11 protein-coding genes and 1 other annotated feature are annotated in these 13,913 nt (G+C 51.7%); of the genes, 4 read left to right on the top strand and 7 right to left on the bottom strand.

The annotated features are described in order from the left end of the window. Positions 1 to 56 precede the first annotated feature (56 nt). The 5 genes from recR to OGX98_RS07945 form a co-directional block, all read right to left on the bottom strand. Positions 57 to 662 carry a recombination mediator RecR gene (gene recR / locus OGX98_RS07965; protein ID WP_045440647.1) on the bottom strand — a complete coding sequence of 202 codons (606 nt, stop codon included), beginning with the start codon at positions 660 to 662 and terminating at the stop codon, positions 57 to 59. Next, on the bottom strand, positions 662 to 991 hold the full coding sequence (locus OGX98_RS07960) for a YbaB/EbfC family nucleoid-associated protein (protein ID WP_003021764.1): 330 nt from the start codon (positions 989 to 991) through the stop codon (positions 662 to 664). The genes recR and OGX98_RS07960 overlap by 1 nt, the downstream gene beginning before the upstream one ends. Before the next feature lie 62 nt (positions 992 to 1,053). Beyond that, a complete protein-coding gene (gene dnaX / locus OGX98_RS07955) occupies positions 1,054 to 2,979 on the bottom strand; it encodes a DNA polymerase III subunit gamma/tau (protein WP_286595083.1) in 1,926 nt (641 codons plus the stop codon). Next, positions 1,657 to 1,721, bottom strand: a sequence feature (DnaX frameshifting element). It overlaps the preceding gene by 65 nt. 119 nt (positions 2,980 to 3,098) lie before the next feature. Then, complete coding sequence (gene apt, locus OGX98_RS07950; RefSeq protein WP_045440640.1) at positions 3,099 to 3,650, bottom strand: adenine phosphoribosyltransferase; 552 nt, start codon at positions 3,648 to 3,650, stop codon at positions 3,099 to 3,101. Between the two features lie 276 nt (positions 3,651 to 3,926). Further along, complete coding sequence (locus OGX98_RS07945) at positions 3,927 to 4,304, bottom strand: DUF454 family protein (RefSeq protein ID WP_048221933.1); 378 nt, start codon at positions 4,302 to 4,304, stop codon at positions 3,927 to 3,929. Positions 4,305 to 4,373: 69 nt separating this feature from the next. Between OGX98_RS07945 and priC the strand changes: the two genes are divergently transcribed. Together priC and rsmS are read left to right on the top strand one after the other, a co-directional pair. Beyond that, positions 4,374 to 4,901: a primosomal replication protein N'' gene (priC, locus tag OGX98_RS07940; protein ID WP_200012209.1), complete on the top strand. Its 528-nt coding sequence runs from the start codon at positions 4,374 to 4,376 to the stop codon at positions 4,899 to 4,901. Positions 4,902 to 4,914: 13 nt separating this feature from the next. Then, positions 4,915 to 5,070 (top strand): pleiotropic regulatory protein RsmS, encoded by a 156-nt coding sequence (gene rsmS / locus OGX98_RS07935; RefSeq protein ID WP_071828900.1) that lies wholly within the window; start codon positions 4,915 to 4,917, stop codon positions 5,068 to 5,070. A 77-nt stretch (positions 5,071 to 5,147) separates the two neighbouring features. Here the strand turns inward: rsmS and mscK are convergent, their stop codons facing one another. Then, positions 5,148 to 8,510, bottom strand: a complete 3,363-nt coding sequence (gene mscK, locus OGX98_RS07930; protein WP_048221934.1) for a mechanosensitive channel MscK — start codon at positions 8,508 to 8,510, stop codon at positions 5,148 to 5,150. Between the two features lie 125 nt (positions 8,511 to 8,635). Next, a complete protein-coding gene (gene acrR / locus OGX98_RS07925; protein WP_048221935.1) occupies positions 8,636 to 9,280 on the bottom strand; it encodes a multidrug efflux transporter transcriptional repressor AcrR in 645 nt (214 codons plus the stop codon). A gap of 141 nt (positions 9,281 to 9,421) precedes the next feature. Between acrR and acrA the strand changes: the two genes are divergently transcribed. Both acrA and acrB read left to right on the top strand, forming a co-directional pair. Further along, a complete protein-coding gene (acrA, locus tag OGX98_RS07920) occupies positions 9,422 to 10,615 on the top strand; it encodes a multidrug efflux RND transporter periplasmic adaptor subunit AcrA (RefSeq protein WP_045440628.1) in 1,194 nt (397 codons plus the stop codon). A gap of 22 nt (positions 10,616 to 10,637) precedes the next feature. Further along, positions 10,638 to 13,787 carry an efflux RND transporter permease AcrB gene (gene acrB / locus OGX98_RS07915; RefSeq protein WP_045440626.1) on the top strand — a complete coding sequence of 1,050 codons (3,150 nt, stop codon included), beginning with the start codon at positions 10,638 to 10,640 and terminating at the stop codon, positions 13,785 to 13,787. Positions 13,788 to 13,913: the final 126 nt, after the last annotated feature.

The following is a 13,913-nucleotide window of genomic DNA, read 5'->3' as shown; positions in this document are numbered from 1 at the left end:
ATGGGGATAGCGGAGGGGTATTTCAAGCGGGAGCAAAAATTTTTGCTCCCGATTGATTAAAAACGAATCTTATGCCGTCCGGCAAGAGAATGGGACAACGTAGTGCCGTCAACCATTTCCAGCTCGCCGCCTACCGGTACGCCATGAGCGATACGGCTGGCTTCAACGTCATACTGCATGCAAAGCTCGGCAATATAGTTGGCGGTAGCCTCTCCTTCGACCGTCGGATTGGTCGCAAGGATAACTTCATTGATTTGCTCAGACGCCAGACGCTGTTCCAGACGGTCAAGCCCGATATCATCAGGCCCGATACCATCCAGCGGCGACAGGTGTCCCATCAGCACGAAATAACGCCCGGAAAATTGCCCTGTTTGCTCAATGGCATAGATGTCCGCCGGACTCTCAACCACGCAAATTTGACCATTTTCCTTGCGACGCGGATTCGCGCAGATGCTACATACTTCTTGCTCTGTGAAGGTGCGGCAATCAGCACAGTGACCGATTTCCGACATCGCCTTCGTTAACGCCTGCGCCAGACGCATCCCGCCGCTGCGATCGCGCTGTAGCAGCGTGAACGCCATGCGCTGCGCTGACTTCGGACCTACGCCCGGCAGACAGCGCAGTGCTTCCATAAGCTGAGTTAACAGCGGGCTGGTTTGCATCAGAACGGCATCTTAAAGCCAGGAGGCAGTTGCATACCGGAAGAAACAGAGGCCATTTTCTCTTTCTGGGTCTCTTCAATGCGACGTGCCGCATCATTGAATGCCGCAGCAACCAGATCTTCCAGCATCTCTTTGTCGTCTTCCAGCAGGCTAGGATCGATTTCCACGCGACGGCAGTTGTGCGCGCCATTGATGGTCACTTTAACCAGACCTGCGCCTGATTCGCCAGTCACTTCCAGCTTGGCGACTTCTTCCTGCATCTGCTGCATTTTTTCTTGCATCTGCTGGGCCTGTTTCATCAGGTTACCCAGACCGCCTTTACCAAACATAGGCTTCTCTCTCAATCACGTTAAGGGATGACGACCATAAAACCATGAGATATGGCTTACGATCAAATGGGGCGAATACTCTCTTCGTCCAGGTCCGCATCAAAAAAACGACGCAGCGTCTGAATGTTATTATCCGCAATAATCGACTCACGCGCCTGCGCGAGTTTCTCTTCATAAATGGCCTGACGCCACTCCAGCGGCGTTCGCACCGCAGGATTATCATCTTCAACGATGGTCAATTCAACCGCTGAGCCCATTAAGGCGCTCAATGCTTCCGTAAGTTTCTGCTGTGCGCCACTGGAATTGAGGTGCCGCTGCGTGGAACGCAAGTGCAGGCAAACGACATTGCCATTCTCTTCTTTCCAGGCATTAAGCGCCACCTGCTCTACCAGCTTGGGTAGCGAAAGCTGGCTAACCTGCGCGGCCCAGGGGTCGCGCTCAATCGCTTCTGCTGCCAGCTTAGCGGCCAGCTCCGGCGTTTTTTCATGCTCCAGCGCTTTTTTCAACGCTTTCGGTGTGGCAACAACCTCTTTTACTTCTGCTACCGGATTGGTTGCTTTCCAGCGATAGGCTTCTTTTTTCGCCGGAGTCTGCTCCAGCGCAGACGCTGCCGGACGAGCCTGAACACGTTCCGACACCGAAGCCAGTCTTTCCAGCGCAGCATTATTCACCGGCCGCGCGCGGGGAGCGGCTGCCGGTTCACTCTTTTTTGTTTTGGTTGCTCCCTGAGCTCGCTGCAGTTGGTTGCGCGCGGCAAGAACCCGACTGGTAGCGTCAGATAACGGTACATCCGAATGCGCAGGTGCAGGCTGCTGTACAGGGACCTGCGTCGGTGTCATCACCGCGGTAGGTGCAGCGGGCGCAAATGACTGTTGCGGTACTTCAGGTTCCGGTAACGGAACTCGCGGATGAAAAGCTAACGCACGCAGCAGCGTCATTTCTACACCCATTCGTCTGTCCGGCGCATACGGAAGCTCTTTGCGCCCGATTAACAGGGTCTGGTAGTAAAGCTGCACATCGGTCGGCGGTACAGTGCGTGCCAGATCACGCATACGCTGTTCAATGGCAGCCATATCGCTGCTCAATGCCGCAGGCGATAGCTGAACCATCGCAATACGGTGAAGCAGGGTCAACATCTCAACCAGCAACGTTTCCCATTCAATTCCGCGAGCGGCGGCATCATTCACCAGCGCCATAACACGCTCGCCATTCCCTGCCACAACAGCTTCAACCAGAGAAAGCGCCTGGTCGTCATCAAGCGTGCCGAGCATCGCGCTCACTGCCTGAGTCGTGACCTGCCCATCACCGCTGGCAATCGCCTGATCGGTCAGACTCAGCGCATCGCGCAGGCTACCGTCTGCAGCACGAGATAACAGCTGCAGCGCGCGTGGTTCGTGGGTGATGTTTTCCTCATTGAGGATATGTTCAAGCTGATGGCGAATTTGTTCGACATCCAGCGCTTTAAGGTGGAATTGCAGGCAGCGAGACAGAATAGTAACCGGCAACTTCTGCGGATCGGTAGTCGCCAGCAGGAACTTAACGTGTGCAGGCGGTTCTTCGAGCGTTTTAAGTAGCGCATTAAAACTGTGGCGCGACAGCATGTGCACTTCATCGATCAAATAGACCTTAAAGCGGCCACGCGCCGGCGCATACTGAACGTTATCCAGCAGATCGCGAGTGTCTTCGACCTTAGTACGAGACGCGGCGTCAATTTCAATCAAATCGACAAAACGCCCCTGCTCAATTTCACGACAGTTGTCACACACACCGCAAGGTGTAGCGGTAATGCCGGTTTCACAGTTGAGTCCCTTCGCCAGCAGACGGGCGATAGAGGTTTTTCCGACGCCACGGGTGCCGGAAAAAAGATAAGCATGATGAATACGCCCTAACGACAAGCCGTTCGCCAGTGCCGTCAGCACATGTTCCTGGCCGACGACGTCAGCAAAGGTTTGTGGGCGCCATTTTCGGGCTAAGACCTGATAACTCATTGGCAGGCTCTGAAAGGCTGGAGGGTGGATTCACAAGGGGGTAATGCTAACACAACCTCGCGCAGACGGCGAGGTTGTGTGTCTCGGTATTACTTTGGCCGATAAAAGATCGTCCGAAATCAGTGTCCCGGGAACGGAACCAGGCTGTAGCAGGTCAATCCCTGTTTTTCCAGGCGCTGTTCACCGCCCAGATCGAACAGGTTGATGATAAAAGCCGCATCGGTGACTTCACCACCCAGACGACGGATCAGCTTCACTGTTGCTTCAATTGTTCCGCCGGTTGCCAGCAAATCGTCCACTACCAGTACTTTGTCACCCGGCTTGATGGCATCAACATGGATTTCCAGCTGATCGGTGCCGTATTCAAGCTCATAGCTCTCAGCAATAACTTCACGTGGAAGCTTACGCGGTTTACGTACGGGTACAAAACCAACGCCTAACCCCAACGCTACCGGTGCGCCAAACAGGAAGCCACGCGCTTCGGTGCCGACAACTTTAGTAATGCCCGCATTTTTGTAGCGTTCAACTAACAGTTCAATGCTGAGTGCATACGCTTTCGGGTCTTCCAGCAAGCTGGTGACATCACGAAAAAGAATGCCAGGTTTTGGGTAGTCGTTGATGCTTTTGATGCTATTTTTGAGAAACTCAAGCTGCTGTGCAGTCGCGGTCATAAGTTTGTGCCTGATTAATACAGTATTGCTTCACGGCGCACTATACACTTTATCCTTCAAGCTGCCTCTTTGTTGGCTGCCTTCATTCATCCCAGGCACTTACTGATGTAAGCTTCGGGGATTCATTCAGTTGCCGTTTCGACGCAACTTGAATGATTTTGTGTCTATATAAGAGCAAAGGTTACATTTGTTTAACCTTTGACCGCCTGCGCCTGTGCTCGAAAACGGTCAAATTTACTGGCTGCGTGAGACAATTGCAACTGGCATTATTGCGCTTCAGTGCTTTTGTTGCTTTTCATCAATCACCGGTATCCGCCACATGAAAATCAATAAACAGGCGAGAATAACCAACAGTAATCCACGCACCCACATCATATTAACCAGCCACAGCGAGATGCCAAATGTAACCAATATCAACAATATAGCGCGCGGCTTTGCCCCCGGAGGCATCGCACGGTGTTTTTGCCAGTGGCGCAGATAGCCGCCAAACCATGAACGGTAGAGCAGCCAGTCGTGAAAACGCGGCGATGAGCGGGCAAAACACCAGGCAGCCAGCAGGATAAACGGCGTAGTGGGCAATAATGGCAATACCACACCCAGCGTTCCCAGCACTACCGCTATCCAGCCAATGATGATTAGAATAATGCGTTGCATAGTTTAAGTACTTAACACAGAGAATCGCTACTTTAGCATAACAGTTCTCATTTTCATCGGAGTGTTATCGTGAAAACCGTCATGCTGTTACAGAAGCTCGAAAGCCAGTTCAACAGCCTGCAACAACTTTGCGCACCACTGGCGCACCACGCAACACTCAGCGCCCGTTTTGATCGCCATCTTTTTCGCACGCGCAGTACGCTGTTGCAGGCCTGTCTGGATGAAGCTAGCGCGAATCTCACCGCACTGCGCCACGCGGTTGAACAGCAACAACTACCACAAATTACCTGGCTTGCGGAACACCTTGCCTCACAGTTAGAGGCTATTATGCGCGAAACTGCTACCTGGTCGCTCAGGGAGTGGGACAGTGCCTCCCCTGGGCTCGCTCGCTGGCAGCGCAAGCGCGTCCAGCACCAGGAGTTTGAGCGCCGTCTGGTCGAGATGACGCGTGAACGCAAAGAGCGTCTGGCTCAGGCTACAGGCTTTGAAGAACAGCAAAAACTGCATCGTGAAGTGGAAGCTTTCGAAGCGCGTCTGGCGCGCTGTCGTCATGCGCTGGAAAGAATAGAAAACGTGCTGGCGCGTTTAACCCGTTAACCCCGGAGAAATTATGTCACTTGAGAACGCCCCGGACGACATCAAACTGGCTGTCGATTTAATTATGCTTCTGGAAGAGCATCAGGTTGCGCCTGAAACCGTACTGAAAGCGCTGGAGATTGTTAAGCGGGATTACGAAAAGAAAATACAGCAGCTCCCTGCATCATAAAAAGAGCTGAATCTGTTGGTATCGGCCTACGAGTCCAGAATTATTGCACTTCGTAGGCCAGATAAGGCGTTTACTTATCACCCCACAGCCGGTGTCGGGTCATCACCTTTGAAGTCACGTTTAACTTCAGTCACTGTGTCACCTTTGGCGTTATGCAGATGAACTTCGAGTTGGTTAAAGGCGATATCAATATCGTTTTCACGGCACAGACGGTCAACCGCGCGGTTAAGTTCATCCACCGTATGGCTGCGATCGCGCAGTTCACGAACATATAATCGCAGCTCATGATCCAGCGTGCTGGCACCAAAGGCGGTAAAGAACACCGCCGGTTCCGGATCATGCATCACTTTCGGATGTTCCTGCGCCGCCTGCAGCAGCACCTTCTTCACCTTGTCCAGATCTGAGCCATAAGCAACCCCAATACGGATCACCAGGCGTGTGGTGGTATCAGAGAGCGACCAGTTGATCAGACGTTCCGTTACAAACGCTTTGTTCGGAATGATCACCTCTTTGCGATCAAAGTCGGTGATGGTGGTTGCACGAATGCGAATCTTACTTACCGTACCAGAGAACGTCCCAATCGTGACCGTATCGCCAATACGTACCGGGCGTTCAAACAGAATGATCAGGCCCGAGACAAAGTTACCGAAGATCTCCTGCAAGCCAAAACCGAGACCGACCGACAAGGCCGCAGCCAGCCACTGTAGTTTATCCCACGACACCCCGAGCGATCCGAACACCGTCATCGCGCCGATAGCAATGATCGCGTAATTGAGGATCGTAGTGATGGCATAAGATGCGCCCTGACGCATTTTGAGTCGTGAGAGCACTAACACTTCTAACAGTCCGGGCAAGTTGCGGATCAGCGCCCATGCCACCATTGACGCAATTATCGCAAACAGCAGGCTGCCCATGGTGACATCTTTCACGACTGCGGCCCCGGCCTCTGTACCGTTGTAATGCCAGAGCGTGATGCTGTCGAGGTAGCTGAACACGGTGATCAGATCGGACCAAATTGCCCAGAACAGAACGCCAAACAGAGCAACCATCAGTAACATCGTAATACGCAGCGTTTGCTGGTTAACCTGCTCCAGCGCAATGGTCGGTTCTTCCTGCGGTTCAGCGCCTTCGGCCCCTTCTTTTACCAGGTTCTGACGGCGCGCTAATGCACGGCGCCAGGCAATGCGACGTGCGGCCACGCTCAGCCCACGCAGTACAGTCTGATACAGCAGGTTCCAGACAATGACCAGATAGACCGTTTCAATCCAGCGCCCAGACAAACGCAGCGTGGTATAGAAATAACCGGTAGCCGTCAGCACCATTAACGCAATCGGGATAATCGACAGCACGGTAATAGTGACCAGGCGCAGACCATGCGACTCTTTATCACGCCAGCTTTCGCGACACATTGGCCATACAAGGAAGGCGATCAGCAACAGGTTCAGGAAAATGACGACCTGTCCGAGAACGTCGTCCATCAGATTAAGCGGCGAGAGTTCAGCAACCACTGACCAGAAGTTCAGCGGCAATAATGCCAGACTAATGCGCACAATCTGGCGACGCCAGTGGCTGGTCTGTTTCGCAGGCATACCGAAGTGACGGATCGCCACGCCATCTTTTTCCAGTACTTTCCAGCACAAACCAAACACCAGCCAGAAAATAGCCATCTTCTTACTGAATGCCCACAACAGATCGCTGACGTTCAGTTGCATGGTAAGCAGGATCAGACCAACGGCAAGGATAATCAGGCAGGCAGGTAACGCTCTAATCAGATCAATCAGTATCGCTTTTGGCGTATTGAGCTGACTGTCATTACGCAAGTTACCTACCGCAGCAGCGAGTTTTTCCTGGTACGCTTTCAACCATTTCAAACGCCAGCGAATTAGTCCGGCAATCAACAGCAGCGGTAGCCCCGCCAGAAAAGCAATAAATACCGCTGGCCAGGCTTTCTCCCAGTTCACCGTGATTTTCATCGACTTGAACTGATCTTTTAACGTTTGAGGGAAGGCTTTGATCCAGTCCCAGTCCATCGGACGGTTACTGTTAACCCAAAAGATTTGCTGGGTCAGGATCCCTTTCAGATTTTTCGATACGCTCATTAACTGCTGCTGGTTAATCTGCAGGTTAATGGCCATCATCAGTTGATTACCTAATTGCTTATTCAGTTGGTCCAGCAGCTCACGGCGCATATCCACGACCTGGAGCAAGGCATCATGAACTTCAGTGTTCACTTCGCTGGTGTGCCCTTCCTCCAGTTTGGCGACAAAAGCGTCATTCTGGAACAGCGCGTCACGCTGCTGGTTAACCTCGAATTGTTCCAGACGCAAATCGGCGATCCGATTGGTCATATCAGCAAGTTCATCCGCTGAGGGTAATGTTTGCTGTTGTTGATACAGAATACGCGACAGCAGCAGACTACCTTTCAGAACAGCAATTTGTTCTTTAATGTTGCGTTCAGACTGCATCGCCCGATCAAGCCAGTTTTTGACCTTGATATTTTGCTGCATCAGCGCATTGCCGTTTTCGGTGGCGGAAATCAGACGCTGGCTTAGCTGATGGTTGACCTCAAGTTCCTGTTTGACTAGCGGATTGGTCTGGATACGTTCAGCTTCATCGGGCGTTACCGCTTCCTGCGCCGTCTTTTCGGTGAGCGTCAGCCGTTTGCTGTTCACCGCTTCCTGCAGGAGCTGTAACTGATGTTCAAGTCGGTTGCTGTTGGCTGTCACATAATCACGTTGTTTCTGCAAGGTGTCCTGCAAAACCGTGTTGCCTTCCAGACTTTTACGCTGCTGATCGATCTGCGCATTGAGTAGCGCTTGCTGCGCCTGCAGCAGAACCTGCTGGCTGGGGCGTAATGCCGCTTCACCGACGTTGGTACCATCCAGGCGATTGCGGATTTGCTGCATTTGCTGTGATGCGGTGTACATCGCATTTTGTACACGCTCAGGCTGCGTCTGCAACGAGACCAGTTGGCTGTTGTAAGCCGCCAGATCGTTTTGCGAGCTTTGCAGGTCATCCAGCACCTGAGCGACGCGTGTTTCAAGTTGTCGTAAAGAGAGCGTGCTCAGCGTTTTTCGCGTTTCATCGTCATTATCGACATCACTGAGCGAATTTAACGCCTCCGTCGCCTGGCGCATTTTCTCTGGCGCCTGGGCAACTTTCTGGCGAAGCTGAACGGTCTCATCCTTCACGCGGTCAATCTTATCCAGCGTGGCGAGGGTCTCGATAAGATCCTGCTGAACCAGTTTATCCTGCGCGGAAAGATCTTTTTGCTTACTCAGCGCATCCAGTTGGCTCTGGATATCCGCTTTCGTCGGCAGTTCACCATTCTGTTGCGCTCGCGCAAATGCGGATGACTGACAAGACAGCAAAATAATGAAGAATAAAGTGGTAATAGCAATAAGATGCTTTGAGCGTTTATAAAGCTGCAACATAGTCATGAGAATGAACGTTTCTAACCGGAAAGTGACCGAAAATAGTCAAGCGGCTAGAATATCACGGCGCTGACAGACAGAATAGCGCCAGGGAAAATGTCCAGGAAAATTCCTGGACTGAAATCGAGGGGTTAGCTTGTTTCCGGCACTCGCAGCGTTGGGCAAAGAAGGCACATTTCCAGCAGCACTGCGACGTATTCACGTGCGTTTTTTTTCAGGTCAAAAGATTCCGGGGCGAACAACCAGTTTTCTATAATCCCGGAAAGGTAGCTGCGCATTAAGACCGCTACACGGCGCGTGTTCAGATTCTCTGGCAACATTTTTGCGTTCATACAGTGACGTAACGTTTGTTCAATACGGTCATAGTTTTCAAGACACAGGCTGCGTTGCGCCATTTGAAAAGCAGCTATTTCCCCGACAAATTCGCATTTGTGGAATATAATCTCCATCAATAAACGCCGGCGTTCTTCTGTCACGGTAGCTTCAAGAACGTAAACTAAAATTTCTCTTAATACTGATAGTGGATCGTCGGGGAATTTTGCCTGATACTCAGTCTCTAGTTCATCAATATTGGGTTTTGCCAGATCCCAGATTTCACTGAATAAATCCGACTTGTTTTTGAAATGCCAATAGATTGCACCGCGAGTGACGCCAGCAGCTTTTGCGATCTCCGCGAGCGAGGTGGATGATACCCCTTGTTGCGAAAACAGACGCAGAGCGACATCCAGAATGTGCTGACGTGTTTCCTGCGCTTGTTGTTTGGTTTTTCGTGCCATATGTCGGTGAATTTACAGGCGTTAGATTTACATACATTTGTGAATGTATGTACCATAGCACGACGATAATATAAACGCAGCAATGGGTTTATGGGCTTTAAGCCATTGATCAATTTGAAATCGGACACTCGAGGTTTACATATGAACAAAAACAGAGGGTTAACGCCTCTGGCAGTCGTTCTGATGCTCTCAGGCAGCTTAGCGCTAACAGGATGTGACGACAAACAGGCCCAACAAGGGGGCCAGCAGATGCCAGAAGTTGGAGTTGTGACGCTCAAAACTGAACCTCTACAGATCACAACTGAACTCCCGGGTCGCACCAGTGCTTACCGCATTGCGGAAGTTCGCCCTCAGGTCAGCGGCATTATCCTGAAGCGTAATTTCACAGAAGGTGGTGATATCGAAGCGGGTGTGTCTCTCTATCAGATTGATCCTGCTACTTACCAGGCCGCGTATGAAAGCGCAAAAGGCGATCTGGCCAAAGCACAAGCAGCGGCAAATATCGCTCAGCTGACGGTTAAACGTTATCAGAAATTGTTGGGTACCAAGTACATCAGTCAACAGGATTACGATAGCGCGCAGGCAGATGCACAACAGGCGAATGCCGCCGTTGTTGCAGCTAAAGCGGCAGTAGAAACTGCTCGTATCAATCTGGCCTATACCAAAGTCACATCGCCAATCAGCGGCCGCATTGGTAAGTCATCGGTCACTGAAGGTGCTCTGGTGCAAAACGGTCAGGCGACCGCACTGGCAACCGTTCAGCAGTTGGATCCAATCTATGTCGACGTGACGCAGTCAAGCAACGATTTCCTGCGCCTGAAACAAGAGCTGGCGAATGGCACGCTGAAACAAGAGAACGGTAAAGCAAAAGTCGAACTGGTCACCAGCGACGGAATTAAATTCCCGCAGTCCGGTACGCTGGAGTTTTCTGACGTGACGGTTGATCAAACCACCGGGTCGATTACGTTACGCGCAATCTTCCCTAACCCGGATCACACCTTACTGCCGGGTATGTTTGTCCGTGCACGTCTGGAAGAAGGGACCAATCCGACCGCATTACTTGTACCTCAGCAGGGCGTTACCCGTACGCCGCGTGGTGATGCCAGCGCATTAGTTATCGGTGCGGATGACAAAGTGGAAACCCGCCAAATTGTGGCAGCACAAGCGATTGGCAATAAATGGCTGGTCACTGAAGGACTTAAGCCGGGCGACCGCGTGATTGTAAGTGGGCTGCAAAAAGTACGTCCTGGCGCACAGGTAAAAGCGCAGGAAGTCACCGCTGATAATAACCAGCAAGCCGCAAGCGGTAACCAGCCTGAACAGTCCAAGTCTTAACTTAAACAGGAGCCGTTAAGACATGCCTAATTTCTTTATCGATCGCCCCATATTTGCGTGGGTGATCGCCATAATCATCATGTTGGCAGGGGGGCTCGCGATCCTCAAATTGCCGGTGGCGCAATATCCTACTATTGCACCACCTGCAGTGACGATCTCCGCGACCTACCCTGGCGCTGATGCAAAAACAGTACAGGATACTGTTACGCAGGTTATCGAACAGAACATGAACGGTATCGATAACCTGATGTACATGTCCTCAAACAGTGACTCCACGGGTACCGTGCAGATCACCCTCACCTTCCAGTCTGGTACTGATGCGGATATCGCCCAGGTACAGGTGCAGAACAAACTGCAGTTGGCGATGCCGTTGCTGCCTCAGGAAGTACAACAGCAAGGGGTTAGCGTTGAGAAGTCATCCAGTAGCTTCCTGATGGTTGTTGGTGTTATCAACACCAACGGCACGATGACGCAGGAAGATATTTCGGATTACGTCGCCGCTAACATGAAAGACGCTATCAGCCGTACCTCGGGTGTTGGTGACGTACAGCTGTTCGGTTCTCAGTACGCAATGCGTATCTGGATGGATCCGACTGAGCTGAACAAATACCAGCTTACGCCGGTTGATGTGATTACCGCGATTAAAGCACAGAACGCCCAGGTTGCAGCCGGTCAGCTTGGTGGTACGCCACCGGTGAAAGGCCAGCAACTGAACGCCTCTATTATTGCTCAAACGCGTCTGACCTCTACCGATGAGTTTGGCAAAATTCTGCTGAAAGTGAACCAGGACGGTTCCCAGGTTCGTCTGCGCGATGTAGCGAAGATTGAGCTGGGCGGTGAAAACTACGACATCATTGCGAAGTTCAACGGTAAACCTGCGTCTGGTTTGGGTATCAAACTGGCAACCGGTGCGAACGCTCTGGATACTGCTGCGGCTATTCGCGCTGAACTGGTGAAGATGGAACCGTTCTTCCCATCAGGCCTGAAAATTGTTTACCCGTATGACACTACACCGTTCGTAAAAATCTCTATTCACGAAGTAGTGAAAACACTGGCAGAAGCAATCATCCTCGTGTTCCTGGTTATGTATCTGTTCCTGCAGAACTTCCGCGCGACGTTGATTCCGACTATTGCCGTACCGGTCGTATTGTTGGGTACCTTTGCGGTCCTTGCCATTTTCGGCTTCTCGATAAATACCCTGACGATGTTCGGGATGGTGCTCGCCATCGGCCTGCTGGTGGATGATGCCATCGTTGTGGTCGAGAACGTTGAACGTGTCATGTCCGAGGAAGGACTACCGCCAAAAGAAGCGACGCGTAAATCAATGGGCCAGATTCAGGGCGCACTGGTGGGTATCGCAATGGTGCTGTCAGCGGTATTTATTCCGATGGCATTCTTCGGTGGCTCTACCGGGGCGATTTACCGTCAGTTCTCCATCACCATTGTTTCTGCAATGGCGTTGTCGGTACTGGTGGCACTGATCCTGACCCCTGCTCTTTGCGCAACCATGCTCAAACCGATTGCTAAGGGCGATCACGGAGAAGGCAAGAAAGGTTTCTTCGGTTGGTTCAACCGCATGTTCGACAAGAGCACGAACCACTATACCGACAGCGTAGGCGGCATTCTGCGCAGCACGGGTCGTTATCTGGCGCTGTATCTGATCATCGTGGTGGGCATGGCCTATCTGTTCGTTCGTCTGCCAAGCTCCTTCTTGCCGGATGAAGACCAGGGGGTATTCCTGTCCATGGCTCAGTTGCCTGCGGGTGCAACGCAAGAGCGTACCCAGAAAGTGCTGGACGAAATGACGGATTACTATCTGACCAAAGAAAAAGCGAACGTTGAATCGGTCTTTGCCGTTAACGGCTTCGGTTTTGCGGGACGTGGTCAGAACACCGGTATTGCGTTCGTGTCATTGAAAGACTGGAGTGAACGTCCAGGCGAAGAGAATAAGGTCGAAGCGATTACAAGTCGTGCGATGGCGGCATTCTCGAAGATTCAAGACGCAATGGTCTTTGCCTTTAACCTGCCGGCGATTGTTGAGCTGGGTACAGCAACAGGCTTTGACTTCCAGTTAATTGACCAGGCCGGACTGGGCCATGAAAAACTGACCCAGGCTCGTAACCAGCTGTTCGGTGAAGTGGCGAAACATCCTGATCTGTTAGTTGGCGTACGTCCTAACGGTCTGGAAGATACTCCGCAATTCAAGATCGATATCGATCAGGAAAAAGCGCAGGCTCTGGGTGTTTCCATTAGTGATATTAATACAACACTGGGTGCAGCATGGGGCGGAAGCTACGTGAATGACTTCATCGACCGTGGTCGTGTGAAGAAAGTTTACGTCATGTCTGAAGCCAAATACCGTATGTTGCCGGAAGATATTGGAAACTGGTATGTCCGCGGTAGCGATGGACAAATGGTACCGTTCTCCGCGTTCTCTTCCTCGCGTTGGGAATATGGCTCGCCGCGTCTGGAACGCTATAACGGTCTGCCTTCCATGGAAATTCTGGGCCAGGCCGCACCAGGTAAAAGTACGGGTGAAGCTATGGCGATGATGGAGCAACTGGCCAGCAAATTGCCATCCGGTATCGGTTATGACTGGACTGGTATGTCCTACCAGGAACGACTGTCTGGCAACCAGGCCCCTGCCCTGTATGCCATTTCACTGATTGTCGTCTTCCTGTGTCTGGCGGCGCTGTATGAGAGCTGGTCAATTCCGTTCTCTGTTATGCTGGTGGTTCCACTGGGGGTTATCGGTGCGTTGCTGGCAGCGACTTTGCGCGGCTTAACCAACGACGTTTACTTCCAGGTAGGCCTGCTCACAACCATTGGGTTGTCGGCGAAGAACGCGATACTTATCGTCGAATTCGCCAAAGACTTGATGGATAAAGAGGGTAAAGGTCTGGTTGAGGCGACGCTGGATGCTGTTCGTATGCGTTTACGTCCGATCCTGATGACGTCACTGGCCTTTATTCTGGGTGTTATGCCGCTGGTTATCAGCTCTGGCGCGGGTAGTGGCGCGCAGAACGCCGTTGGTACAGGTGTAATGGGCGGGATGGTAACTGCAACCGTGTTGGCTATCTTCTTCGTTCCGGTGTTCTTTGTGGTGGTCCGCCGCCGCTTTAGCCGCAAGAATGAAGATGTTGAACACAGCCACCCGGTTGATCATCATTGATTCATTGCTAAAGATAAGGCCGCGCAAGCGGCCTTTTTTTTGAAAAAATCATAAATTGAGCTTATTGTGATTTCGTTTATTTTCTGTAAGGTAAATAAGCGATATAATCCCTGTAGGCTTAAAGGC

It is taken from the genome of Citrobacter sp. Cm046 (assembly GCF_030333065.1).
Classification (GTDB): domain Bacteria; phylum Pseudomonadota; class Gammaproteobacteria; order Enterobacterales; family Enterobacteriaceae; genus Citrobacter; species Citrobacter murliniae.
Note: the sequence above shows the minus strand (reverse complement) of the source record. Positions and strands in the feature narration are given on the sequence as shown.

Bases quoted from the DNA above. Each gene is read 5' to 3' on its own strand.
- recR (WP_045440647.1), bottom strand. From the start codon at position 662: ATGCAAACCAGCCCGCTGTTAACTCAGCTTATGGAAGCACTGCGCTGT.
- OGX98_RS07960 (WP_003021764.1), bottom strand. From the start codon at position 991: ATGTTTGGTAAAGGCGGTCTGGGTAACCTGATGAAACAGGCCCAGCAG.
- dnaX (WP_286595083.1), bottom strand. From the start codon at position 2,979: ATGAGTTATCAGGTCTTAGCCCGAAAATGGCGCCCACAAACCTTTGCT.
- apt (WP_045440640.1), bottom strand. From the start codon at position 3,650: ATGACCGCGACTGCACAGCAGCTTGAGTTTCTCAAAAATAGCATCAAA.
- OGX98_RS07945 (WP_048221933.1), bottom strand. From the start codon at position 4,304: ATGCAACGCATTATTCTAATCATCATTGGCTGGATAGCGGTAGTGCTG.
- rsmS (WP_071828900.1), top strand. From the start codon at position 4,915: ATGTCACTTGAGAACGCCCCGGACGACATCAAACTGGCTGTCGATTTA.
- mscK (WP_048221934.1), bottom strand. From the start codon at position 8,510: ATGACTATGTTGCAGCTTTATAAACGCTCAAAGCATCTTATTGCTATT.
- acrR (WP_048221935.1), bottom strand. From the start codon at position 9,280: ATGGCACGAAAAACCAAACAACAAGCGCAGGAAACACGTCAGCACATT.
- acrA (WP_045440628.1), top strand. From the start codon at position 9,422: ATGAACAAAAACAGAGGGTTAACGCCTCTGGCAGTCGTTCTGATGCTC.
- acrB (WP_045440626.1), top strand. From the start codon at position 10,638: ATGCCTAATTTCTTTATCGATCGCCCCATATTTGCGTGGGTGATCGCC.